Origin of the sequence: Curtobacterium sp. MCBD17_013 (genome assembly GCF_003234565.1) — a bacterium.
In the GTDB taxonomy this organism is placed as follows: Bacteria; Actinomycetota; Actinomycetes; order Actinomycetales; family Microbacteriaceae; genus Curtobacterium.
Genome location: NZ_QKTU01000016.1, coordinates 22,835 through 45,855, shown reverse-complemented (window position 1 = coordinate 45,855; position 23,021 = coordinate 22,835). Strand labels below are relative to the sequence as shown.

Genomic DNA, 23,021 nt, shown 5'->3' with positions numbered 1-23,021 from the left:
CCCCTTCTCTCCCGCGAGATCGCAGTCGTTGCCGGTACGCCCCCGGTCGAAGCGGCAACGACTGCGATCTCGCGGTTCGGGGGAGCGGCCGGCCGCCGGTGCCCGGTCGGCTGGCCAGCCGACCGGGCGTCAGCGGTAGCCAGCGGCGGCCGCGAACGCTGGCCATCGCGCGGGGGCGGCACCGGGGCGCCCGCGCTCCTGCGCGTCGATCTCGGCCGCCAGCGCTCGGATCGCGGTCACGTGTTCGGGCAGGATCAGGTCCCACGGGGCCGGGAGGCCCGGCTCGAGCAACGCGGACAGGGCCGCCTCCTCGGCGCGGTGCAGATCGCGGAGGACGGTGGCGAGGTGGACGTCACGGACGAGGCGGGCGGCACGGAGGTCCTCCAGGACGGCGTCGCACTCGGCTGCGGGGCGTGCGGTCCGGGTCGCGCCGACGAGGCGTTCGAGCAGCGCGCGCTCGTTCCCCAGCGCGGCTGACAGGTCTCCGGCGTGCACTCGTCCTCCTGACGGTCGGGGGTGGGAGTCATTCGACCAGGTGTTCCCATCGATCACCAGGGGCCGGGGTGTCAGGAGTCGCAGGTGCCAGGGCCGCCTCGGTGTGACGCGTGTGTACCCCTGTACCCCAACGCGGGGGATAGCGGGAGTCATGCGTGACCCGTGAATCCGGGCCTCGCCTTGCCTGCTGCTCCGAGGATCCCGGGAGATCACGGGCTCGACTGGCGCGCTCGGACCCGTGGTTCGTACGGTGGAGGAGTACCGCAGACGTACCCCGAAGGAAAGCGAGGCCGCGACATGAGCATGACCATCTCCCACTCCGACGTCACCCTGGACACGGACACCGTGGACACCATCGCGATCCTCGAGGCGGAAGCCGCAGCCGCCGGCCAGGTGACCCGCGCGCAGATCACGTGGACCGAGGCGGACAAGGGCCTCTGGGTCGCGAGCTACGGCGGCTACTACGGCGGCACGGTCGACAAGCAGGGCGCCCACTACTTCGCGTCGGACACCTTCGGCCAGTACATCGGCGACTACGCCTCGCTCGAGGACGCCCAGGCCAAGCTCTCGGAGCACCTGCACCTCATGCTTCCGAACGTCATCCGCCCGATCCGCTGAGCTCGAGCGCTCCACGATCGACGGCCTCACGCCCTCGCTGCTCCGGCAGCGGGGGCGTTCGTCGTTCCGGGCGGTCGCGCGGTCGGCGGTCGCGCGGACGGGTGCGGTCGTGCGACCGCCCGTCCGCGGTCGGGCCGCAGTCGGATCGGCGCGTCAGGCGGGGGGCGCGGCGTCCACCGCGCCGACCTGCTCGAGCACGGCGTCGACGTCCGTCACGCCGACCCCGGCCAGGAGGTCCGCCCACAGCGCCCGGAGTGCCGCTTCGGTGTCGATGGCCTGGAGTCCGCGGCTCTCGGCGTCGAACACACCGAAGCTCGCGTTGAGCAGCCGTCGCGCGAGTTCCTCGGCGGGGCGGTCGGACGGGATCCGTCCGGCGTCGATGTCGATCTGGAACTGTTCAGCCACGTACGCCCGCCACGGCACCGTCGAGCGCGGCAGGGTGATCCCGTTCGCACGCTGGTCGGCCAGGAGGCGCACTGCGGCGAGTGCGCTCGGGTGCTCGCGCGCGTCGAGCGCCGCCGTCATGAGGAGGCGCAGCAACCGGCCGAGTCCGGGCGGCGTCGCCTGCTCGACCTCCGCCCGCATCGAGGCCCACGTCTCCTGCTGCTGCCGGACGATCGCCTCGGCGATCTGCTGCTTCGACGCGAACTGGTGGTGCCCCACGGCTGACTTCGGCTTGCCCATGGCCGCTGCGATGCTCGCGATGCTCGTGCCGGCGTAGCCCCGGGTCGCGAACTCCGTCGCGGCGGCGCGCAGGATCGCGGCACGGGTGTTCGCCTTCTGCTCCTGACGGTGGTTGGTCGTAGATCGCTGGTCGTGCATCGCATCACCGTATCCGGATCGGGGAGCAGGGCGGCGAGCAGAGCGGCGAGGACCCTGCGGCACCGCCCGGCCGCCACCGGCCGGTTCGCCAGACGAACGACTTGTGGAACGTGTCCGAACCAGGCAACATGTGTCGCACCTCGCTCCGCGCCGGTTTCGGGTCTGCGCGCGGGGTAGAGGACACCCGTCCGGGGCGGTGGTCGAGGAGCGCTTCCCGGTTCCTCGTTGGAGTACCACGGTGTCGCCGCTCCGGACGAGGTGGTCGGGGACCAGGGGGAATCGATCCATGCCGGACGAGACACAGCCGACGAGCGATGGCGGGCAGCCGCGGCCCCACGTCGAGACGTTCCACCAGCTCCACGACGGCACGCCGATCCTGCTCGCCTGCTTCTGCGAGCGCGGCGAGGACCACGTGACGGTGCCGGCGGGTGATGGGCTGGTCCCGCAGCCGCACTGGCGGGCGCCGCGTCGCCCCGTCCGCACTAGCCCCTGAGCCCGTCTCGGGTTATTCTTCGGCTACCCGAAATCCCGAATCCGCTTGGTTCCTACCCGAAAGGCCACCATGCAACCCGTCTACAACCGCGCCCAGAATCGCTACTCCCGTACGCAGATCCGGCACATGCAGCACACCGCGCAGCGCGACCGCTACGGCCGCTTCCGCGCGACCTGGCACCAGTGGGCCACGCTCGGCGTCGTCACGGCGTCGTCGGTCTCACTCGTGTGGCTGGCGTACGAGCACGTGCACCCGGTCATCCACTGATCGAGCGCCCATGCTCACCGCATCGCGGTCGTGTTCACCGAGGCCAGGTGAGCGCGACCGCGATCGCGTTGAACAGGACGTGCGCCAGGATCGCGCCGCCGAGCCGCTTCGTGACGGCGACGAACGCCCCGAGCAGCAGCCCGAGGACGAACGTGCTCACGAAGGTGACGAACGCCCCCTCGACCGTGGTGTTCGCCACGAGGACGTGCATCGCGGCGAACAGCACCGCGGCACCGACGACGCCCAGGACGGTCGCGAGCCGGAGGTTGCCCCGTCGGTCGTCCTCGCCGCCGATCCGATCGGCGAGCAGTGGCTGCAGTGTGCCGCGGAAGAACAGCTCCTCGATCACGGGCGACAGGATGCACGGACCGAGCACCGTGAGCGTGAGCACCGCGACCTGGACCCCGCCGCCGAGCACCGGCTGCGGGCTGAGCCCCGTGCTGTCGAACATCGCCAGGTTGAGGAACCCGTCCACGGCCCGCGCCAGGCAGGCGATCGCGATGGCGGGGAAGACGTCGAACACGCTGATCCGGAGGCCCAGGCGATCGACGACCGAGGTCGCGCCGCGGTCGCGCAGGTACCAGAGCACCCCCAGAACGAGGGGCACCCACGACGCCAGGTCCGACAGCAGGAGCTGCACGGGAGCGCTCGGCACCGACCCCCGCTGCACGGCGCTGCTCACGATCCGCTCGAGCACGATCACGATGACCAGCGCGATCCCGAGGGGCAGGAGACTCCGGCGACGCGGCGGAGCGATCGTCGGTTCTTCGGCGCTCATGCACTCACCGTAGGGGTCAGGTCCGGCCCGATGTGCGTGACGAACCCGATCCCTACTCATCGGTATGGCACTATTTCCTCACCGGTGGCTGTCACACGACGCATCAGGAGCATCGGTGACGTCAGTTCGGGGAAGGCTGGAGCGTGGAGCTTCGCGACTACATCACGGTGCTACGCAAGGGCTGGATGATGATCCTCATCCTCGCGCTCGTGGGGGTGGCAGCAGCGGCCGGGTTCTCGATCGCCAAGACGCCGCAGTACGCCGCGTCGGCGCAGGTGTTCGTCTCCACCGAGACGAGCGGCAGCGCGTCCGACCTGGCGCAGGGCAACACGTTCACGCAGCAGCGGGTCGTCACCTACTCGAACCTCGTGAGCACGCCGATCGTGCTCCTGCCGGTCATCGCCAAGCTCCACCTGCACATGACGGCCGAGCAGCTCGCCGGCCTCGTCAGCGCCGACGCCCCGACGAGCACCACGCTCATCACGATCAACGTGACCGACGTCGACCCGGTGCGGGCGGCGGACATCGCGAACGCGACCTCGTCGAGCCTGACGAACGTCGTGCAGAACATCGAGGCGACGGACGCGAATGGTCAGAGCACGGTCAAGCTCACCCGCGTCAAGGAGGCTCAGGTCCCCTCGAAGCCGGTCAGCCCGAACGTGCCGGTCAACATCGTCCTCGGCCTGCTCGTCGGCCTGGCGCTCGGCGTCGGCGTGGCCGTGCTCCGCGAGACGCTCGACAACCGCGTCCGCACCGAGACCGACATCGAGCGCATCAGCACCAAGCCGATCATCGGCGGCATCGCCTTCGACAACAAGGCGGCGACGCGTCCGCTCATCGTGCAGGCCGACCCGCGCAGCCCGCGCGCCGAGTCGTTCCGCACCCTCCGCACGAACCTGCAGTTCCTCGACCTCGACGGCCCGGCGCGCACGTTCGTCATGACGTCGTCGGTCGAGTCCGAGGGCAAGAGCACCACCGTCGCGAACCTCGCGATCGCGCTCGACACCGCCGGGTACAAGGTCATCCTCATCGACGCCGACCTGCGCCGGCCGAAGGTCGCGCAGTACATGGACGTCGAGGGCGCCGCGGGTCTGACCGACGTGCTCATCGGCCGCGCCGACCTCGACGACGTCGCCCAGCCCTGGGGTCGCGGTGCGATGCGCGTCCTGCCCGCCGGACCGATCCCGCCGAACCCGTCGGAGCTCCTCGGTTCGCGGAACATGCAGCTGCTCATCGAGCGCCTGGAGCAGGAGTACGACTACATCCTGTTCGACGCGCCCCCGCTCCTCCCGGTCACCGACGCGGCCATCCTGTCCAAGAAGGCGAGCGGCGCGATCGTCGCCGTCGCCTCGGGCAAGACGCACAAGGCGCAGCTCGCGGGCGCGGTGTCGACGCTCGAGCACGTCGACGCGCCGATCGCCGGGTTCGTCCTGACGATGATGCCGACCAAGGGTCCGGGCGCGTACGGCTACGGCCGGTACGGCTATGCGTACGGCTACGGGCTGGACAACGAGGACGAGGCCGAGATCCCCCGCAAGCCCAGCGCCGGCGTCGGTCCGCTGCGGAAAGCGGACTGATGACGACGGGGGAGGGGACCGCCCGTCCGTTCACGATCCTCACCGTCTGCACCGGCAACATCTGCCGGTCTCCGCTGGCGGCGCAGCTGCTCCGCGCGCAGCTCGCGGACGTCCCCGGCGTCGTCGTCGCCAGCGCCGGCACCATGGCCGATGACGGCGCGCCGATGGACGTCACCGCCGCCGTGCAGTCGGAACGACTGGGAGGCGATCCCGGCGACCACCGGTCGCGGTACCTCACGGAGCGCATCGTCGCCGACGCGGACCTGATCCTGACCGCCGAGCGCGCGCACCGCGCCGCGGTGGTGTCGCTGCTGCCGCGGGCGTCCCGGCGGACGTTCACGATCCTCCAGTTCGCGCGCGTGCTGCGCGGGCTCGAGCCCGCCGACCTGGAGGCCGTGACCGACCTGGCCTCGCTCGTCACCACCGTCGCGGCCGCGCGCGGCATGGTGCCGCCGCCGGCCGACCCGGCGGACGACGACGTCGAGGACCCGTACCGGCGGTCGCCCGAGGTCCACGAGCGCGTGGCCGACGTCCTCGCCGAGGCGGTGGGGACCATCACGACCGCGATCCACTCGACGACAGCAGGGGGCAGTCGGGCATGAGCTCGAACGGGGGGAAGGGGCGTCTGGGCTTCGCGGTGTCGCGACAGGCGCTGGTCTGGCTGGCCGCCGTGGTCGTGGTGCTCGTCGTGGTCGACGTGCTCCTGGTGACCGTGGCGCTCGGGCGGACCGCCCCCGGGGACAACGGCCAGGCAGCACCGATCCCGACGTTCAGCAGTGTCCCGGCTGCGACCGCGACCCCCACCGCTCGTCCCTCGGCCTCGGCCAGCGCGACCGCCGACCCGACCCCGTCGGCCACCGGGACCCCGACCGCTGCAGGTGACGGTCAGCGGCGGTTCCTCGTCGCCGTCAGCGCCTCGGAGCTCTGGCGCGCGACGTCCGGGTCGTGCACCGGCGGCGACGCCGTCGTCGAGCGGTCGACCGACGGCGGAGCGACCTGGAAGGCGGGATCGACCGCGCAGTACGACGTCCACACCGTCGCCGGGCTCGACGCCGGCGGCGTCAAGACGAGCATCGTCGCCGGCACCGGCGCCAGCTGTGCCGAGACCGCGCTGTCGTCGTACACCGACGGCGAGTACTGGGCCGCGGACGACGCGGCCCTGGTCTCCGACTACGTGACGACCGACTCGCGCATCCACATGTCGTCGGGCACGTCCCCCTCGCCGTGCGCGTCGCCGACCCAGGTCCTGACGAGCGGCACCACCGCCGCGGTCGTCTGCCCCGGGGTGCTGGCGGTCCGGCAGACCGCCGCCGACGACTGGGTGCAGGTGCCGGTCTCCGGACTCGTCGCGGCCACCCCCACCGACAGCGGGTTCACGCTCGCACGCACCGGCCGCTCGACGTGCGACGGCGTCGAGGTCGACACGCTCACCACGGCGGCCGCCGCCGCGGGGTCGAAGCCGACCCACGCCGGGTGCGCTCCCGCGACGACCACGAGTGGCGCCGTGGCGATCGCCCAGACCGACAGCAGGGTGTCCGTCTGGAGCGGGTCGCAGGTGCTGACGTCGACCGACGGGGGCGCGACGTGGTGACCGGGAGGCGGCGGCGACCATGACCGCGGAACGCGAGACGGCCCTCCAGACCGACGCATCGACGTTGGGCTGGAGTCGTGCGTTCGCGCGCCGTCTGGTGATCACGGACGTCCTCATCCTGGCGTGGGTGGTGTTCGGCGTGCAGATCGCCTGGCTCGGCCTGCGCTCCAACCTCGTGTCGAACGAGAACGACCTGAAGCTCAGCTACACCGCGATCTCGGTGTTCGTGATCGTGGTGTGGACGCTCGCACTCGGCGTCTACGACACCCGGGGCGACCGCGTGATCGGCGTCGGCAGCACCGAGTACCGCCTGGTCGCGGACTCGAGCATCCGCGTCTTCGGCCTGTTCGCGATCGCCGCGTTCCTGCTGCACCTCGAGCTCGCCCGCGGCTACGTGCTCATCGCGTTCCCCATCGGCATCCTGGTGCTGCTGTTCTCGCGGTGGATGTGGCGGCAGTGGCTCATCCTGCAGCGCAAGCAGGGGCGGTACTCCGCCCGCGTGCTGCTCGTGGGCTCACCCGCCAGCGTGCGCCACATCGCCGCGCAGCTCGAGCGCCAACCGGCCGCCGGCTACCGCGTGCTCGGCGCGGCCGTCTCCACCGGACTCGTCGGCGTCCTGCCGGGTACCGAGCTGCACTCCTACGGCGGTTTCGACGACCTGCAGCACGCGCTCGACGCGACGCACGCCGACACCGTCGTGATCACCAGCGCGGACGACCTGCCGCCCGAGCGCGTGCGCGAGCTGAGTTGGTCGCTCGAGCCGGGCCAGCAGCACCTGGTCGTCGCGCCGAGCCTGACCGACATCGGTGGTCCCCGCATCCACACGCGGCCCGTGCAGGGCCTGCCCCTGATCCACGTCGAGACCCCGACGTACTCGGGCCGCAAGCTCTACACCAAGCGGGTATTCGACCTGGTGATCGCCGCCGCGCTCGTCATCGTGCTGTTGCCCGTGTTCCTGCTGCTCGCGATCGCCGTGAAGGTCACCTCGCCGGGCCCGGTGCTGTTCCTGCAGGAGCGTGTCGGCCTCAACGGCTCGACGTTCCGGATGATCAAGTTCCGGTCGATGGTCGTCGACGCCGAGAGTCGGATCCAGGAGGTCAGCCAGCTCGACCGCGCCGAGGGCAACGACGTGCTGTTCAAGATGCGCAACGACCCCCGGGTGACCCGCATCGGCTCGTTCATGCGGCGGTACAGCCTGGACGAACTCCCGCAGCTGTTCAACGTGTTGCTCGGCGACATGGCGCTCGTCGGCCCGCGTCCGCCGCTGCAGCGTGAGGTCGAGCGGTACGACCGACACGTGCACCGCCGGTTCCTCGTCAAGCCGGGCCTGACCGGATTGTGGCAGGTCAGCGGGCGGTCCGATCTGTCGTGGGAGAACTCGGTGCGGCTGGATCTGTACTACGTGGAGAACTGGTCGATCACCGGGGACCTGGTGATCCTGTGGCGGACGTTGCGGGCAGTGATCGCCTCGAAAGGTGCCTATTGACTGTCCCCACTTCCAGGACGTCCCCGCGTTCGATCTTCAGCACGATCCCGATTCTCGTCGCCGCTTTTCGGCGGCTCGTCACGAATCCCATCCTGCTGTCTCAGGCGATCGCGAGCGTCACAGGCGCAGTGATCTCCTTCCTCGGGGTGTCCTGGATGTCGCACGGCGAGTACGCCACCTTCGCATTACTCAATCTCGCGTCGAACACGATCTTCGGGTTCGCCCGCGTCGTGGTGCTGCAGCCAGCGCTCATTCAATACCGCGTGGACAAGCTCGCGCTCACCCCTCCGCGTTACGCCATCGGAGTGGGGCTGGGCGGCGGCATGATCCTCGTGCTCCTTGCAATCCTGTTCGGAATTCACGATCCCGGACAACTCATCGCGCTCGGAATCAGCATGGGTCTTCCGATCGTGCAGGACTGGCTTCGCCATCGTTGCCTGATCGTGGACAAGCGATGGAGGACCGCTGTGGCAGAGACGGCTCGACTTGGGCTGACTTTCGGCGTGCTTGCCGTCGCGACAGGAGTGGAGGTCGGCTACTACCAGGCTTTCGCGAACTTCTGCTGCCTGATCGCAGTGATCGTGCAACTCGGACATCACGCGAGAACACCACGGTGGACGCCTTTCCGGAGTTACCGCCGGCCCGCCGCGCTGCAGTCGATCGACTACGCAGTAGGGACACTCAACTCCATCATCCCCATGTTCATGCTCGGCCACCTCGGAGGAGGAGTCGCGATCGGTGGTTTCCGTCTCGCCCAAACCATGATGGGTCCGCTCAATCTCGTCTTCTCAGCGAGTACAACGACGCTCCTCGCGGACGGAGCAACGCGGGCAAGTCACACCGCGGACGTCGCCCTGCTCAGGGCTGGTAAGCGTCTAGCGCGTGCGCTCGCGCTCCTCGGAGCCGCGGTCGTCGCGCTTGCTGTGGTCCTCGTCGTGGTTCTCCACCTCGAGTTCTCGGGCGTATCGCACTCGGCACTTCTGGTGGGGTTGGTCGGCGTCGGTTTGGTGGCGATCACCTCTGGTTGGTCGGGAATTCATACGATCCTGTTGCGCATGCTCGGCGAGAACCGGCGTGTGACCATTGGAAGGGCATTTGTCGTCGGCCTCACCTGGATCGGCTTCGCGGCGGGTTACGCCGAGGCCGGCGTGGACGGGAGCGTTATCGTGGGCTTCGCCGTGTCCGCTGTCATGTACCCGGTGGGCTTCATCTTGCCTGCTCGTCCTGTTTACGCACGAATTATGAGGGAGCAGCAGCAGCTTGAGTGAACAGCAGGAAGGTGGACAGCGTCGGGTTCGCATCGCGATCGTGGCCGACGGGAATCCGGCGGATCCGCAGACCAACTCGGGTTTGCCGCACGGTGTCCTGCGTGCGCTGGAGGATCGGTCGGACGTAGCGGTCGTCGCCGCTATCGACTCGACGCCGACAGGGCTCCGGAAAGTGATCACTGCCGTCCTCTCAGCGCATCCGGATCGCCAGCTGTGGCGAAACCTGTACCGGAAAGGCTCGGTCGCTCGCTGGGCCAGATCGGCCGCTCGGGACCGCCGGGTATCCGAAGCGCCGGCGCACGATGTGGTCCTGCAGATTGGAAACACCTATCGTCCCGCAGCATCCGCGTACGCCGTGCTCGTGGATGGCACCGCCACACTGAGCCAAGAATGGCCTGGTTGGGCTCTGCCACAGCGAGCCTTTGAGCGACGGGTGCGAGCCGAGCGTCGGCAGTTCCAAGCGGCAACGGTCGTGTTCACGCTTGGCGAGCAAGTTCGACGCGAGATCGTGACGCGGTACCAGGTTCCCCCTGCCAAAGTCATCGCGGTCGGGGGAGGTGCAGCGCAAGGCACTCAGATCACTGCGGTCAACCAGGAGCGCGTCCCGGGATCGACGATCCTGTTCGTTGGCGTCGACTTCGAGCGCAAGGGAGGATATGAGCTCCTCCAGGCGTTCCGTACTGTCCGCGACGCCATCCCTACAGCTCGGTTGATCATCGCTGGTTGCGAGCCCCGGCGAGAGGAGGAAGGGGTCGAGTGGACTGGTCATGTGTCCCGAGAGTCGATCGATCGCCTCTACACGCAGGCTGACGTATTTTGTCTGCCCTCGCTGTTCGAGCCGTTCGGACTGGTCGTGACCGAGGCCATGGCACATGGTCTTCCGTGCGTGGTTTCCAACGTCGGTGCCCTGCCGGATCTCGTGCAGGACGACATCACCGGTTTGGTGGTCACCGCGGCACAACCGGACGCGCTCAGCGATGCGCTGCTCGCACTTCTGGTCAACGAAACGAGACGGCTCGAGATGGGACGCCGCGGCGCTGCGAGAGCGGCTGAGTCGACATGGGTGGCGGTAGCGGAAAAGATCGTGGCGGGGCTTGCCCGAGGCGAGGCGAGTGCAGGATGAGCGAACAGAGCTTCCGGCAAGAACAAGATGCGGTCAGTCTTGGAGCGCTGACTCGCGTGCTCGTGTACCTCGCTGCCATGACTTCGAGCTGGAGCGCCGTACGAGTTGGCAGCCTCAATGTCTCCGATGTGCTTCTCGTTCTCGCGCTACTGGGCTTGGCCACCGAAGCACTGGTCCAAACAGCGCTGGTCCGCGTCAGGGTATGGATGATCTTGCCCACGCTAGCCGGTCTGCTTCTCGTCGCCCGCGACGTGATTGTCTGGGGCAGGGCGCTCAACGGTGCTTACCTCGGAGAGGGGTTGAGCCCGCTCCAGATGCTCACTCGTGTCAGCTTGTCAACTCTGGGCATCGCGCTGGTGACCGCAGGAGTGGGAGCCCGGGACCGTCAAGCGGCTCTGCGCGCGATCTGGTGGTGGTTGACTGGAGTGTGTGTGAGCGCTGCGTTCGCTCTGGCACAAGCGATGGGGCTGGCGTCGCTGACGCTGCAGCAAACGAACGGAGCAGGGCGTTTCGCCGGCCTGTCAAGTCACCCGAATGCGCTCGCACAAACCGCCGTACTCGCGATCCCCCTTGCGCTCGTGGCGGTTCTGAGGAGTCGAGGCTCGGGCCGATTCATGTCATTCGTCCTGGTGATCCTGCTCGGAGCTGCGGTGTTCCAGACGGGGTCGCGCGCTGGACTGCTTGTCGGATTTGCAACCCTGGTTCTAGGAGCTCTCGAGTACGCGCGCCGCGCCAAAGCCCTTCGCTGGGCGCTCCCCATCTGCCTCTTCGTCGTCGCGGCCGTGGTCATCTACGGAAGCAGGGTGATCGGAAGCACGCGGTTCGCCTCTGACAGTGGCGCGATCCAGAGCAATGAGGGCCGGATTCAGTCGATCAACGACGGATGGTCGTCGTTTTCGTCCCACCCCGTATTTGGTGCGGGCTTCGGGATCTGGGTGGGAGAGCTGACACCTCTCGTCCTGCTCGCGTCGGGTGGTGGAGTCTTCTTGGCGATTTACAGTTGGTTTGCGCTCGCCCCGGCCCGCTCTCTCTGGATTGCCCGAGCTGATCCCCTCGCCGCTGCGCTCTTGATGGACGTCGTACTCGTTCTCATCCTGGGCCTCCTGAACAACGGATTCACCGAGCGTTACACGTTCTGGCCGGCCTTGCTCGGCTACGCCCTCTTCGGCGCCGGGCGTTCCTCAGTCCGCCGAGACCGGGTGACCGTACTGTCGGCCGGTGAGGCAAGGCGATAGCGCGTGCCGTGCGACGAGGGTGGCCTACGCCTCGTCGTCTGCGGGACGGATAGAGGTCGCGAGACCCCCGGCGCCGATACCGCCGTCGCAGCGCCCGCTGAACCGCGCTGCGCAAAGGGACGTCGATCCATCGTGTGAACGCGAACGCAGGCGCGAGGGCGAACAGGACCGTGAGTGACACCGCAGCCCATCTGGGCACTCCTTCGGCGTGCAGGTGGAGCAGGAGGATGTACCCAAGGTTCTGGTGGAGGAGGTGAAGCGGGTAAGGGGCGCAACGCAGCGCCCGCATGGCTTCGCCAGCGAGACCGAGCGGGTGCCACATGAGTGTGACGAGGACGATAGCGAGGCCCACAGCGGCAGCCAACGCCGCGCCCCAGTCGAAGTAGATTCCGCTCAGAAGAGCAGTTGGGGCGAACAGCAGGATGCTGAGGCGTCGATCGCCTTCTACGGTGCGGAGCGCGACGATGCCGACTAGGAACGACGGAAGGTTCGCGAACACGTCGACTGGTCCCATATCAGCCGCCGCTGCCGGTGCATGCTGGGGTGCGGACGCCGACTCGGCTCGCCCGAGTCGAGGCGGTCGCGCTCGAGGCGTCCTCCGACGCGGTGCTCGTGCAGTGGGGGGGATGCCGGCAGTCAGCGGCAGTGCTGGGTGTGGCGCACCGCCGCGAAGCACCAATCCGTGGACTAGTACCGGTTCGGTAACGACACCATGTTGAGGGGTGTTCGACTCGCTCCGAGAATCCCTATGCTCGGGTCACCCGAAGCTCTCCTCGAAGGAACCAAAACATGCGCAGCCTCCGCCCCCTAATCACCGCCGCAGCGCTCGCGGCAGCGATCACCGTCGCAGCCACGGTGCCCACCGTCGCCGAGGCATCGACCGTTCATTTGGTGGCCGCGAAGCACCACCACAAGAAGAAGAACGCCTACAGCCACTGGGGCAGCTTCACTCCGGTCAAGCAATCCGGCACCTCTGACGGCGTCGTGCCGCTCCCCGCGAAGGCGAAGTACGGCATCGTCACCGCGACCTACACCGGCAGCGACAACTTCATCGTGAACGGCATCGACTCGGCCAACCAGGTGACGACCGACGGCCTCGTGAACACGATCGGCGCGTACAGCGGCACCACCGCGTTCGGCCTGACCGCCATCGGCAATCCAAGCAAGTCGCTGCAGGTCACCGCCACCGGACCGTGGACGATCACCATCAGCCCGATCAAGTCCGCGCCGAAGCTCCCCACCAGCGGATCCCACGACGGCGTGTTCCGCTACAGCGGCAAGGTGAAGACGTGGGCGATCACGAACCAGGGCGAGAGCAACTTCATCGTGACTCAGTACACGCGTGGTGCAGTGCCGAATGGGGCGGTGAACGAGATCGGGAACTACAGCGGCTCGGTGCCGGCGCTCGCCGGCCCGTCCGTCGTGGTGGTGCAGTCAGACGGCAGTTGGGGCATCAAGTAGCCCGGAAACGACGAAAGCGCCTCGTCCACCACCGAAGTCGTGGAGGGACAGCTACTGACGCGGACCGGTCCCTAGGATCGCTCATATCGAATCGGGGTAACCATGTCTGAAGGATCAGCCGCACTTGATTATGGACATGACCGCGCAGGTCACCGGCTTCTGCCGCTCGATGGGCTCCGAGGGCTCGCTGCCATTGGGGTGGTCCTGTTTCACTACCTCTCGAACGCATCCCGGATGTACCCCCAGCTCGGAGAGCGCATCGGGTGGGCGCACGCGGGCCAGCAGGGCGTCCGGGTGTTCTTCATCATCTCTGGCATCGTCATCATGATGTCCCTTCGCGGAAGCACCCCAGCCAAGTTCGCGCGGTCCCGATTCGTGCGGCTCTACCCGTCCTACTGGGTGGCCATCGTCATCACGGCGACAGTCGTGGCAGTGGTCGGTCTCCCGGGTCAACAGGCATCGCCCCGCGACCTGATCCTCAACTTCACGATGATCCAGAGCGCCTTCGGGGTGCAGAACGTCGACGGTGCCTATTGGACTCTGTCGGTCGAGCTCGTGTTCTACGTCATCGCAGCTGTGCTCTGGTTCTCCGGCCTACTCACCGAACGACGATTCCCGCTGACGCTGTACGTCTGGCTCGCCGCGAGTTTCCTCCTCGCCCTGGCCTCCCAAGCTCTCGGCTTGCAAGGATTCGGTGGCGTGTTCCAGAACCTGCCATGGTTCCTCGTCGGCATCATCGCTCTCCGCATCGTGGAAGGCGACCGGCGCCCGAGCGTCATCATGCTGCCAGCGGTCGCCTTCCTCGCCGGCCTCTACTTCGATTGGGCATCCGTGATCGGCGCAGCAGTCGGCTTCACGATCGTCCTCGTCACGCTCATGTGGCGCCCCCTCGGCCTCGCAAGCCGACCGATGCGGGCCCTCGGATGGGCCTCATACCCGCTCTACCTACTGCACCAGAACCTCGGGTACATCCTCCTGCTGCACCTACATGCTGCAGGGGTGCCGCGATGGGTAGCGGTCTGCATCGCGATCCTCTTCGCACTCGCACTCGCGTTCGCGTTCACGAAGTGGGTCGACGTGCCACTCCGATCAGTAGTGCGCTCCGCGATATCGCCTCGGAAACGCGCCCGAGCCACGGCCTAGCCGCACTCCCGCAAGGCACAGCGGAAGCACGCGTCAACACCAACCACGACGCGACCGGCACAGTCGAGAGCGCTCTCGTTGGTGGCAGGTGGCAGTTCTCGCGGTCGTCGCAGCAGCCACCATCACGCTCTGCACCGTCGCACTCAGCCGGGTAGCACGCGCCCTCACGCGGCCGAGGATGAAACCGCTATTTCGCGCGCCCGGCGGGTCGCATCGAGCTGCGCCTTCCAGCGTTGCAGTGGTCGCTCCAGCGCCCACCAGCTGCCTGCGCTTACGGCGACGGTTGCAACGATCGAGAGGGGAGCCGCGAGCCCGTCCGGCATCATGGCGCCAAGCCACAACCGTAGCGGGTAGTCCCAGAGGTACGCGGAGTAGGACACGACTCCAAGTCCCAGCAGCACTCGCATCCACGGCGACGAGACGCTCCGCCAGTCCCGGGACGCGTGCACCAGAACCGCTGAGGAAAGCGCGATCGACGGACCGCCGACCAGGTACATGACCGCGCTGCTCTTCGCATCCGGCGTGAACGCCAAGACCGCGAGGACCGCGGCGGCGATCAACACCGACCAGAGCGAACCGAACCAGGCCGGCACCGTCCGTCCAGCGAAGAAGAGGCCGGCTCCGATCACCATTGACACCGCCCACGAGGTCGGCAGGATGTAAATCGAGCCCCAGTGCGGAGCACCCAGGATGATCGACGCAGCACATACGAGGTAGATCGCTCCTGCGGACACAATCAGCATCGTCCGCACACGTTGCAGCCGGAAGGCGACGACGAGCAGCACCGGCCACACGAGATAGAACTGCTCCTCGGTCGCCAAGGTCCACAAGTGCTCGATCGCCGCACTTCCGTGATCGAACGGCAGATCCGCGGTGTACGTGATCGCCACCGCAGCGGTTCTGACTAAGCTGCCACGGTCGTCGAGCAGGTCGAACAGAGCGGCAACTGTGCCGACTGCGACCGTGACCACGATCAGGGACGGGACCAGCCTGATCGCCCTATTGCGGTAGAAGTGCCCGTAGCGGATCCGGCCGAACCGCTCGAGGTCGCGCCACAGGATTCCGGTGATCAGATACCCGCTGAGGGTGAAGAACATGACGACCCCCACGATGCCCGCACCGCCGAAGATGCTTGGCCATGCATGCCGGAGCAAGACGAGGCCGACAGCAACTCCGCGCAGAACATCCCACCCCTGAACGCGGCTCCGCACGACCTGATCCATCTGGCCCCCTATGTCGGCTCTCAGGTTCGCAGACACCGCCCCTGAGAACAAGTCAGAACGAAGCGCTGCTTCTCGTCGCGCTGCAACCGCAAATGCATGCCCTGTTCGCTTGCTTGCCGATGTCGCTCGGGAACGACGAGATCGCGCCACCCTCCCGAGCGGGGAGAGTGGCGCGTTCGGCTACCTCAGGCGTGTGACGCTGCGCGATCGTGCGCGCGCCTTCAACAAGTCACCGATTCGCCCGATCGATTGAGGCCAGGATAGTAGTGGCCATCGTAGTTGCCACCTTCTCGACGGTGGGAAGGTCAGCAAGACTCCTCACTGGGTGGCCCTGACGCGCCGAATCGCGAGCCTCTCGTGCAAACGAAGTGGGATCCGATTTCAAAAAATTGACTTCTTCGCGTCTGAGGAGATCCAGTTCCGGCGCATGGAAGGCGTGATGCGTTGTCATGACCGGAAGTCCCAGCGCCAGCGCATCTACTGCAACCAATCCAACACGGCCGGGCATCCACACCGAATCACACAGTTCCGCGATCGCTGCGAGTTTTCTGCCGCGCGCCTCCGGAACGTGCACGACTGCCCCTGAGGTAGCGGCGTCTTCAACGAGACTTTGAAGGGCCCCGCGGCCGACGACGACCAGCTTGAACGATGGGTCGTCGGCGTGTGCCACGCCCGCGGCCGCCAGGAGATCAGAGATTCGCTTGGAGGGATCGAGGCCGCCGACGAACAATGCGCGGGGGCCCTCTCCCACGAGCGCAACCGCAGTTCGACGGTCTTCATCAGTGAGGCTCTCCGATGCCCGTCGCAGCGTCAAGGTGTCAGTGCTGTTCCCGACCGCCACGACTCGCTGACCGGCTAGCCGTGCTGATCGCAACAAGTGCTCGCGTCCGGCCGGCGTGTAGGTCATCGTCATCGTGGCGGCGTGAACCAGCGCGTTTCGAGCCACGTCGACGAGAGGTTGATTTCGGCGCACGAAGGACTTCCCGTGTCCCCACAGGACCAGCGGTGTCCGCGGATGGCGAACACGGATCGACCAGGCCAGCAAGTTCGTTGGGTCGAGCTCAGTCACGACCGCGTCGATGTCGGCGAGACGTATCCCCCTCGGCAGCGCCCGGAGGCGAATCTCCCGTCCGGACCCGATACGGAGCACGCGCTCACGCATGGCGAGGACCCAATCCTGCTCGGCCCTGTCCGATCGGCGAGCCTGATCCCCAGCGGGGGAGCCGGCAGCAACTATCAGCTCCGCGTCGCACTGACGCAGTTCGCGACGAAGTGCTTGGAACAGCGGAACGCGATAGGCCGGTACGTACGGCTGGGTAAGGAGAATCTTCATCTTTCTTCCGGCTGGCCCGTCTCTTGGTACAACGAGACAAGAGTGGACGCTGCGCGATCCCAGGTGAAGTGTGCTTGCGCGTATCGGCGGCCCCGGTCACCCATCTCCTGGGAGAGGCTGGGATCCTCGAGCAGCCGGGCGAGGCAATCAGCGATGCTCCGGGGAGTCTGCTCAGCGATGATGAGCGCTTCCGCTGCCTGCGCCGGGGCCGCGATCCCGACGGTTGCTGTCGTCACCGTGGCACACGCTGCTGCCATGGCTTCAGCAACTGAAACGCCGAAGCTTTCATCATCGCTCGGCAGGACAAAAACGGCTGCTTCCAGAAGGAGACGCAACCTTCGATCGGCATCGACAGTGCCGATGAATCGCGTCCGCTCGCTCAATCCAGCCGACTCCGCGAGGCCTATCGGGTCGTACGGCAGGCTCGGATCGATGGGGCCAGCAACAATGAGATCGGCGTCGATGCCCCGTTCCGTCAGCAATCGAAACGCGTCGAGAACGAGATCGATCCGTTTCTTCGTGGTGACTCGCCCCAGGAACAACACAGCCGGCCGTGTCGCGGACGTAGACTGCGCGCGTTCGAGTTGAAACAGACGGTCATCGACGCCGAGCGGGACAGACACTGCTCTCATGCGGCGAGACCAGCGCGGTGCGCGGGTTGCAGCCTCGTAATCGCTGCTCACGATGAGCGCAGCAGCTCGACGCAGGGCGTACCCGTCGATGAAAGCCGAGTACAGCGCTTTCTTGAGCCTCGACTGATTCCAGTGGTATGCGTCAAGCGATCCATGCGGCTGAACGACCACCCTCCTCCGGAGCGCCGCGGCCGCCCAGAGCGCCACGGTCGAGGTGAAGGTGTGCAGGCTGTGAACATGAACGATGTCCGCCGCGCGAACGGCGCGTACGATCCCGCTGATCGCGCTTGGAGAGTAGCTCCACCCGATCGGGCGTCGCACACGGTGGATCTCGATGTTTGCGTGGTGCCGTAGGTCGTCGTCTCGCTGGTCTAGGCCCTTGTCCGTTGTGATGACCCTAATGGATAGACCTGCCGCTGTGAGGGGTGTCAAGAGACCTCGAATCACTTCCGAAGGACCACCATCTCGACGGGCCACCGAGGGGATGACATGGACTACCCGCACCCTAAGCCCCGCGGGTTCGGTCACGGAGCTCGCGAGTCTTGATCCCGATCTGCCAGTAGTACGAAGCAAGGGCGAAGGCATAATCGAATCCTGGGCGACCGTCCCGAAATCCAAGCCGTAGCACGTATGCGTAAAGGAAGAAAAGCAAGGGTTTGAACGGCACTCTGTCGAACATGCGGCCTTTCCACGACCGCTTCAGGGCAATCTCGTGTTTCAGCGAGCGGTGCTGGTTCAGGTACGCCTCCCAGTCGGAGTACCGGTTGTGCCGTTCGAACCAGCTGCTCAGAGGATCCTGATCGTCGTGGCAGATCGGATTGTCGAGTCGTCCGACCTTCTTGCTCGTCTGGGGCTGGTAGTGACCTTCGACTTCCCGGATGCCAGGCGCTTCGAGGTCGCCGATCTCGGGGAACTTGCAGGCATACCGATCGACAAGGGAACGCTTCGTGACGCGGTGGCCGTTCTTCAAGAACCTACCCGCGAACTTGTACAAAAGCGTCAGGTCGTATGCGCCGAAGTCGGTCATGTCGCCCAGGCGAGGGGCTAATGATCGGAGCTCGTCGATCAGGGCCTGCGCGGGGTATTCGTCAGCATCCAAGAGCAGAACCCAGCGATGTTTGAGCACCCGCTGCTCGAGGCTCCACTGTTTCTTTTTCGGGTAGGTGCCATCCCAGGCAAACAGGACCACGTCTGCTCCGAATGATTCGGCGATTTCCCGAGTGCGATCAGTGCTGTGCGAGTCGACTACGACCACCTGGTCGAAATCGTCGAGCCGTTGCAGCACTCGACCAATCCCGAGTTCTTCGTCCTTGGCAATGATCACGACGGAAAGAGGAATCCGTGCTTCGTGCTCGGGCGAGAGGCCAGTGGGTGAAGGGCTCATTGGCTGCCTCCGAATCGTTCTCCGAGGTACTCCATTGGTCCTGAGCCCACTTTCGCGTTGCTCGGCACATCGCCGCGTACGACGGTGCCGGGTGTCACGAGCGCATTGCGCCCGATGCGCGTGCCGCCGAGTACGATGCAACGGGCCGTGACCCACGCCCCGGGTTCGATCAAGATCGGACTCGTTACGAGTGCCATGTCCTTTCGGTGTGAATGGCTTCCCGTCGTGAGGAAGGTCTCCTGGGAGATGACGACGTCATGACCCACCTGGATCGCATCTTGATTGTGGAACCAGACGCCTTCTCCGATCCAGCAGTTGTCACCGATTGTCAACTTCCAGGGGAATTTGACCCGTGTGCGAGGCCGGAATACCACTCCACGCCCGACGTCTGCGCCGAACCGTCGAAGCGCCCAAACGCGGAGGCGCGACGAGACCTGCCAGGCGTTCGAGACGAGGAGCAGTTCGACGACAGCCCAGAGGTAGACCTGGGACCGCTTCCCGCCCCATGCCTGGCGCTCACCAGGCGCGAGCGCCAGAGGTATGACGTGACCCGGGTCGTGTCCTTCGGCCCCTGCCGGTCGGGTTTGCATCGGAATTGCCCCCTGACTGTCCGGGCCTAGGCTACAGCGATCCTTCGGGCACCTGGCTCTCGCGGCAGTTGTACCTCCGTGGAGCGGGTGGCGAACTGTGTCGAGGAGCTCCTGACGTCTCACGCTGTTAGGGTCATGCCGTGGGGCGAGCGCAGCGGATCTTGGTGCTGGGGCTCAATTATGCCCCGGAGACGACGGGGATTGCTCCCTATACTGCTTCCTTCGCGAGGGGGATGGCCGCGCGGGGCAGCCGTGTCCGCGTCGTGACCACGTTCCCGCACTATCCGCAATGGCGGTTCGACCCCCTCTCGCCGCCGTGGTCTACGAGCGAGACTCGAGACGCTGTCCGCGTTGACCGCCGTCGGCATTACGTGCCCCGGAGGCCCACTGTGGGGAAGCGTCTGTTGTCTGAGATGTCCTTCGGTATCCGAGTCCTGGTGAGTCGTTGGGGGCGGCCCGACCTGCTCGTGCTTGTGTCTCCCGCCATGTTCGCAAGCGGTCTGGCACTGCTCCGCGCGAGGTTGATGAACCCCAAGACGACCGTGATCACGTGGGTGCAGGACCTCTACTCTCTAGGCGTTGTCGAGACGGCTCAGGGCGGCTCCGTCGCGGCTCGAGTCGTTTCAGCAATCGAGTCAGCGCTGTTGAGGAACTCGGATTCTGTCGTCGTGATCCACGATCGGTTCGCTGATCACGTTGTGAACCGGCTCGGCGTACCTCGCTCTCAGGTGGATGTGGTGCGGAATTGGACCCACCTCCCGGAGCCGACCGCAGTAGACCGCCCATCGATCCGGGCGCGTTTTGGATGGGCAGATGACGAGATAATCGCCCTGCATGCCGGGAACATGGGGGCCAAGCAGGGTCTTGAGAACGTCATCCTCGCGGCACGGATGGCTGACGAGAAGAGCCTGCCCATCCGCTTCGTCCTGATGGGCGACGGTAATCGTCGCGATGAGCTTGTTCGTGCTTCGCAAGGGGTGCGTCGGCTCGAGTTCATGAAACCGGTGTCGGACGCGCAGTTTCAGCCATTGTTAGCGAGCGCGGACGTCCTTCTGGTCAACGAGCTGCCAGGCGTCGCGGGTATGGCCGTGCCCAGCAAGCTCACTTCCTACTTCTCGACCGGGCGCCCGGTAGTGGCTGCAACGGGCACGGGCAGCGTCACGGAAAGTGAGGTGCGCGCCGCGGGAGGCTTGACTGTGCCTGCCGCTGATCCAAAAATGCTCCTCGAGGCTCTCATGCATGTGGGACAGGACCGCGATCTGGCGCAGCGCATCGGTGCAGCCGGTCTCCAGTTCCGTGACCAGTACCTTTCGGAAGACGGCGCGTTGGACAGATATGCTCGACTTCTGGCTCGGCTCGTCCCTCGGCGCGTTCCGAGCACCACGCAGGCCGGATCAGACGCGCTTCACTAGCAAGTCGATCGTGGTCGTCAGGCACAGGGGAACGAGTGACCAAGCGCGCCTTCATCACTGGCATCACCGGGCAGGACGGGTCGTATCTCGCGGAGTTGCTGCTCCGGAAGGGGTATGAGGTGCACGGGTTGATTCGTCGAGCATCGACGTTCAACACGTCGCGAATCGACCACCTCTACGTCGATCCGCATGACCCGTCGGCCCGACTGTTCCTGCACTACGGGGATCTGAGTGACGGCGCTCGGCTCGTCAGTCTGCTCGGCGAGTTGCGGCCCGACGAGGTGTACAACCTCGCCGCGCAGTCGCACGTCCGCGTTTCGTTCGACGAGCCGGAGCACACCGGCGACACGACCGGCGTGGGTTCGATGCGCATGCTCGAGGCCGTGCGGATGTCGGGCATCCACACGCGCTTCTACCAGGCTTCCTCGTCGGAGATGTTCGGAGCGACACCACCGCCGCAGAACGAGGAGACACCGTTTTGGCCGCGGTCCCCGTACGGTGCCGCCAAGGTCTACAGCTACTGGGTGACCCGCAACTACCGCGAGGCGTACGGGATGTACGCGGTGAACGGGATCCTCTTCAACCACGAGTCGCCCCGACGAGGGGAGACCTTCGTGACCCGCAAGATCACCCGTGCCGTCGCCGCCATCAAGGCCGGTCGGCAGGAGCACGTGTACCTGGGGAACCTGGACGCGGTGCGAGACTGGGGATACGCCGCGGAGTACGTCGAGGGCATGTGGCGGATGCTGCAGGCGGACGAGCCCGACGACTACGTGCTGGCCACCGGTGGGAACTTCACGGTCCGCGACTTCCTGGTCACTGCGTTCGAACACGCTGGCCTGGACTGGGAGGAGCACGTCCGGTTCGACGAACGGTACCTGCGTCCCTCCGAAGTCGATGCCCTGGTGGGTGACGCCTCGAAAGCCAAGGCGAAGCTGGGGTGGGAGGCGACCGTCGACACGGCGCAGCTCGCGCGGATCATGGTGGATGCGGACATCGAAGCGCTGGAGTGCGCCGGGCGGCCGTGGATCGACTCCGTCCGGCTGGAGAGTTGGGGGACGGCGAAGTGACGAAGACCGCGGCGACGGGCGCGCACGACGAGGTCGAATTCTCGCCTGGAGCACTCGACCGCGACAGCACGTTCTACGTCGCCGGGCACCGGGGTTTGGTGGGCTCCGCGGTGTGGCGACAGCTCGAGGGTCAGGGTTTCACCGCGCTGGTCGGGCGCTCGTCGGGGGAGCTCGATCTGCGTGACCGGTCGGCGGTGTTCGATTTCTTCCGGAGCACCGAACCGAGGTACGTCGTACTCGCCGCGGCGAAGGTCGGTGGGATCATGGCGAACAACACCTACCCCGTCGACTTCCTGAGCGAGAATCTTCAGATCCAAGTCAACGTGATGGACGCGGCCCGTGAGGTCGGTGTGGAACGCCTGGCCTTCCTCGGTTCCTCCTGCATCTACCCGAAGTACGCGCCGCAGCCCATCACCGAGGACGCATTGCTCACCGGCTACCTCGAGCCGACGAACGACGCGTATGCGATCGCGAAGATCGCGGGCATCATGCAGGTGCAGGCCGTTCGGCGACAGTACGGACTCCCGTGGATCTCCGCCATGCCGACGAATCTCTACGGACCCGGCGACAACTTCTCGCCGGCCGGCTCGCATGTGTTGCCCGCGCTCATCCGCCGATACGAGGAAGCAGCTCGGAGCGGCAGTCGGTCGGTCACCAACTGGGGGACTGGTTCCCCCCGTCGAGAGTTCCTGCACGTGGACGACATGGCCGCCGCCGTGCTCCACCTCATGGAGCACTACGACGGTCCCGAGCAGGTCAACGTCGGCACCGGGGCGGACGTCACCATTCGTGAGATCGCCGACACGATCGCACGCGTCGTCGGCTACGAGGGGGACACCGAGTGGGACACGACGAAGCCGGACGGGACCCCGCAGAAACTGCTCGACGTTTCGAAGCTCCGCGACGCCGGGTGGACCGCCCAGATCTCGCTCGAGGACGGTCTCCGGACGACTGTTGAGTGGTTCCGCGAGAACGAGTCGAACCTGCGGGAGTGATCACGTGACGGACAGCACGGTCGAA

The 23,021-nt window shown here is 66.5% G+C and carries 23 protein-coding genes; 16 read left to right on the top strand and 7 right to left on the bottom strand.

Going from position 1 to position 23,021, the window contains the following annotated elements; all coding sequences use genetic code 11:
* Positions 1 to 129: 129 nt before the first annotated feature.
* A complete protein-coding gene (locus DEI81_RS13835; protein ID WP_111011315.1) occupies positions 130 to 495 on the bottom strand; it encodes a hypothetical protein in 366 nt (121 codons plus the stop codon).
* A gap of 297 nt (positions 496 to 792) precedes the next feature.
* Here DEI81_RS13835 and DEI81_RS13830 point away from each other — a divergent pair, with 297 nt between their 5' ends.
* The gene (locus tag DEI81_RS13830) at positions 793 to 1,113 is read left to right on the top strand and encodes a hypothetical protein (RefSeq protein ID WP_111011314.1); all 321 of its coding nucleotides are present in this window, start codon (positions 793 to 795) and stop codon (positions 1,111 to 1,113) included.
* 153 nt (positions 1,114 to 1,266) lie between these two features.
* Here the strand turns inward: DEI81_RS13830 and DEI81_RS13825 are convergent, their stop codons facing one another.
* Entirely contained in the window at positions 1,267 to 1,935 is a 669-nt protein-coding gene (locus DEI81_RS13825; RefSeq protein WP_181434605.1) for a TetR/AcrR family transcriptional regulator, read from the bottom strand.
* Between the two features lie 286 nt (positions 1,936 to 2,221).
* Here DEI81_RS13825 and DEI81_RS13820 point away from each other — a divergent pair, with 286 nt between their 5' ends.
* Complete coding sequence (locus tag DEI81_RS13820) at positions 2,222 to 2,428, top strand: hypothetical protein (RefSeq protein WP_111011312.1); 207 nt, start codon at positions 2,222 to 2,224, stop codon at positions 2,426 to 2,428.
* A 69-nt stretch (positions 2,429 to 2,497) separates the two neighbouring features.
* On the top strand, positions 2,498 to 2,695 hold the full coding sequence (locus DEI81_RS13815; RefSeq protein ID WP_111011311.1) for a hypothetical protein: 198 nt from the start codon (positions 2,498 to 2,500) through the stop codon (positions 2,693 to 2,695).
* Positions 2,696 to 2,729: 34 nt separating this feature from the next.
* Here DEI81_RS13815 and DEI81_RS13810 read toward each other — a convergent pair whose 3' ends face one another.
* Entirely contained in the window at positions 2,730 to 3,473 is a 744-nt protein-coding gene (locus tag DEI81_RS13810; RefSeq protein WP_181435435.1) for a CPBP family intramembrane glutamic endopeptidase, read from the bottom strand.
* Positions 3,474 to 3,616: 143 nt separating this feature from the next.
* Here DEI81_RS13810 and DEI81_RS13805 point away from each other — a divergent pair, with 143 nt between their 5' ends.
* The 10 genes from DEI81_RS13805 (at position 3,617) to DEI81_RS13760 (ending at position 14,357) form a co-directional block, all read left to right on the top strand.
* Positions 3,617 to 5,050 (top strand): polysaccharide biosynthesis tyrosine autokinase, encoded by a 1,434-nt coding sequence (locus tag DEI81_RS13805; RefSeq protein WP_111011309.1) that lies wholly within the window; start codon positions 3,617 to 3,619, stop codon positions 5,048 to 5,050.
* Positions 5,050 to 5,652: a low molecular weight phosphatase family protein gene (locus DEI81_RS13800; RefSeq protein ID WP_111011308.1), complete on the top strand. Its 603-nt coding sequence runs from the start codon at positions 5,050 to 5,052 to the stop codon at positions 5,650 to 5,652. The genes DEI81_RS13805 and DEI81_RS13800 overlap by 1 nt, the downstream gene beginning before the upstream one ends.
* Complete coding sequence (locus DEI81_RS13795; RefSeq protein WP_111011307.1) at positions 5,649 to 6,641, top strand: hypothetical protein; 993 nt, start codon at positions 5,649 to 5,651, stop codon at positions 6,639 to 6,641. Before DEI81_RS13800 ends, DEI81_RS13795 begins: the two co-directional genes overlap by 4 nt.
* 19 nt (positions 6,642 to 6,660) lie before the next feature.
* Entirely contained in the window at positions 6,661 to 8,127 is a 1,467-nt protein-coding gene (locus DEI81_RS13790) for a sugar transferase (protein ID WP_111011306.1), read from the top strand.
* Positions 8,128 to 8,255: 128 nt separating this feature from the next.
* Positions 8,256 to 9,395 carry a hypothetical protein gene (locus DEI81_RS13785; RefSeq protein ID WP_146244108.1) on the top strand — a complete coding sequence of 380 codons (1,140 nt, stop codon included), beginning with the start codon at positions 8,256 to 8,258 and terminating at the stop codon, positions 9,393 to 9,395.
* Positions 9,388 to 10,518, top strand: a complete 1,131-nt coding sequence (locus DEI81_RS13780; RefSeq protein WP_111011304.1) for a glycosyltransferase family 4 protein — start codon at positions 9,388 to 9,390, stop codon at positions 10,516 to 10,518. The genes DEI81_RS13785 and DEI81_RS13780 overlap by 8 nt, the downstream gene beginning before the upstream one ends.
* Positions 10,515 to 11,753, top strand: a complete 1,239-nt coding sequence (locus DEI81_RS13775; protein ID WP_181435434.1) for an O-antigen ligase — start codon at positions 10,515 to 10,517, stop codon at positions 11,751 to 11,753. The genes DEI81_RS13780 and DEI81_RS13775 overlap by 4 nt, the downstream gene beginning before the upstream one ends.
* A 208-nt stretch (positions 11,754 to 11,961) precedes the next feature.
* On the top strand, positions 11,962 to 12,228 hold the full coding sequence (locus tag DEI81_RS13770) for a hypothetical protein (RefSeq protein WP_146244107.1): 267 nt from the start codon (positions 11,962 to 11,964) through the stop codon (positions 12,226 to 12,228).
* Positions 12,229 to 12,542: 314 nt separating this feature from the next.
* Positions 12,543 to 13,214, top strand: coding sequence for a hypothetical protein (locus DEI81_RS13765; RefSeq protein WP_146244106.1), 672 nt, complete (start codon positions 12,543 to 12,545; stop codon positions 13,212 to 13,214).
* A 102-nt stretch (positions 13,215 to 13,316) separates the two neighbouring features.
* Entirely contained in the window at positions 13,317 to 14,357 is a 1,041-nt protein-coding gene (locus DEI81_RS13760) for an acyltransferase (RefSeq protein ID WP_111011300.1), read from the top strand.
* 164 nt (positions 14,358 to 14,521) lie between these two features.
* Here the strand turns inward: DEI81_RS13760 and DEI81_RS13755 are convergent, their stop codons facing one another.
* The 4 genes from DEI81_RS13755 to DEI81_RS13740 all read right to left on the bottom strand — a co-directional run bounded on the left by DEI81_RS13755 (position 14,522) and on the right by DEI81_RS13740 (position 18,929).
* On the bottom strand, positions 14,522 to 15,580 hold the full coding sequence (locus DEI81_RS13755) for an acyltransferase (protein WP_111011299.1): 1,059 nt from the start codon (positions 15,578 to 15,580) through the stop codon (positions 14,522 to 14,524).
* A gap of 229 nt (positions 15,581 to 15,809) precedes the next feature.
* Complete coding sequence (locus DEI81_RS13750; protein ID WP_111011298.1) at positions 15,810 to 16,913, bottom strand: glycosyltransferase; 1,104 nt, start codon at positions 16,911 to 16,913, stop codon at positions 15,810 to 15,812.
* Entirely contained in the window at positions 16,910 to 18,130 is a 1,221-nt protein-coding gene (locus DEI81_RS16045; RefSeq protein WP_146244105.1) for a glycosyltransferase, read from the bottom strand. The genes DEI81_RS13750 and DEI81_RS16045 overlap by 4 nt, the downstream gene beginning before the upstream one ends.
* A complete protein-coding gene (locus DEI81_RS13740; RefSeq protein ID WP_111011297.1) occupies positions 18,051 to 18,929 on the bottom strand; it encodes a glycosyltransferase family 2 protein in 879 nt (292 codons plus the stop codon). The genes DEI81_RS16045 and DEI81_RS13740 overlap by 80 nt, the downstream gene beginning before the upstream one ends.
* A 730-nt stretch (positions 18,930 to 19,659) precedes the next feature.
* Here DEI81_RS13740 and DEI81_RS13730 point away from each other — a divergent pair.
* Genes DEI81_RS13730 through DEI81_RS13720 form a run of 3 tightly spaced genes read left to right on the top strand, consistent with a single transcriptional unit; the run spans position 19,660 to position 22,996 of the window.
* A complete protein-coding gene (locus tag DEI81_RS13730; protein ID WP_111011295.1) occupies positions 19,660 to 20,931 on the top strand; it encodes a glycosyltransferase in 1,272 nt (423 codons plus the stop codon).
* Positions 20,932 to 20,966: 35 nt separating this feature from the next.
* Entirely contained in the window at positions 20,967 to 22,001 is a 1,035-nt protein-coding gene (gene gmd, locus DEI81_RS13725; RefSeq protein ID WP_111011294.1) for a GDP-mannose 4,6-dehydratase, read from the top strand.
* Complete coding sequence (locus tag DEI81_RS13720) at positions 21,998 to 22,996, top strand: GDP-L-fucose synthase (protein ID WP_111011293.1); 999 nt, start codon at positions 21,998 to 22,000, stop codon at positions 22,994 to 22,996. Before gmd ends, DEI81_RS13720 begins: the two co-directional genes overlap by 4 nt.
* Positions 22,997 to 23,021 lie beyond the last annotated feature (25 nt).

Excerpts from the sequence above, each read along its gene's own strand:
- DEI81_RS13830 (WP_111011314.1), top strand. The coding sequence starts at position 793 with ATGAGCATGACCATCTCCCACTCCGACGTCACCCTGGACACGGACACC.
- DEI81_RS13825 (WP_181434605.1), bottom strand. The coding sequence starts at position 1,935 with ATGCACGACCAGCGATCTACGACCAACCACCGTCAGGAGCAGAAGGCG.
- DEI81_RS13820 (WP_111011312.1), top strand. The coding sequence starts at position 2,222 with ATGCCGGACGAGACACAGCCGACGAGCGATGGCGGGCAGCCGCGGCCC.
- DEI81_RS13815 (WP_111011311.1), top strand. The coding sequence starts at position 2,498 with ATGCAACCCGTCTACAACCGCGCCCAGAATCGCTACTCCCGTACGCAG.
- DEI81_RS13810 (WP_181435435.1), bottom strand. The coding sequence starts at position 3,473 with ATGAGCGCCGAAGAACCGACGATCGCTCCGCCGCGTCGCCGGAGTCTC.
- DEI81_RS13800 (WP_111011308.1), top strand. The coding sequence starts at position 5,050 with ATGACGACGGGGGAGGGGACCGCCCGTCCGTTCACGATCCTCACCGTC.
- DEI81_RS13795 (WP_111011307.1), top strand. The coding sequence starts at position 5,649 with ATGAGCTCGAACGGGGGGAAGGGGCGTCTGGGCTTCGCGGTGTCGCGA.
- DEI81_RS13790 (WP_111011306.1), top strand. The coding sequence starts at position 6,661 with ATGACCGCGGAACGCGAGACGGCCCTCCAGACCGACGCATCGACGTTG.
- DEI81_RS13775 (WP_181435434.1), top strand. The coding sequence starts at position 10,515 with ATGAGCGAACAGAGCTTCCGGCAAGAACAAGATGCGGTCAGTCTTGGA.
- DEI81_RS13765 (WP_146244106.1), top strand. The coding sequence starts at position 12,543 with ATGCGCAGCCTCCGCCCCCTAATCACCGCCGCAGCGCTCGCGGCAGCG.
- DEI81_RS13760 (WP_111011300.1), top strand. The coding sequence starts at position 13,317 with ATGTCTGAAGGATCAGCCGCACTTGATTATGGACATGACCGCGCAGGT.
- DEI81_RS13755 (WP_111011299.1), bottom strand. The coding sequence starts at position 15,580 with ATGGATCAGGTCGTGCGGAGCCGCGTTCAGGGGTGGGATGTTCTGCGC.
- DEI81_RS13750 (WP_111011298.1), bottom strand. The coding sequence starts at position 16,913 with ATGAAGATTCTCCTTACCCAGCCGTACGTACCGGCCTATCGCGTTCCG.
- DEI81_RS16045 (WP_146244105.1), bottom strand. The coding sequence starts at position 18,130 with ATGCCTTCGCCCTTGCTTCGTACTACTGGCAGATCGGGATCAAGACTC.
- DEI81_RS13740 (WP_111011297.1), bottom strand. The coding sequence starts at position 18,929 with ATGAGCCCTTCACCCACTGGCCTCTCGCCCGAGCACGAAGCACGGATT.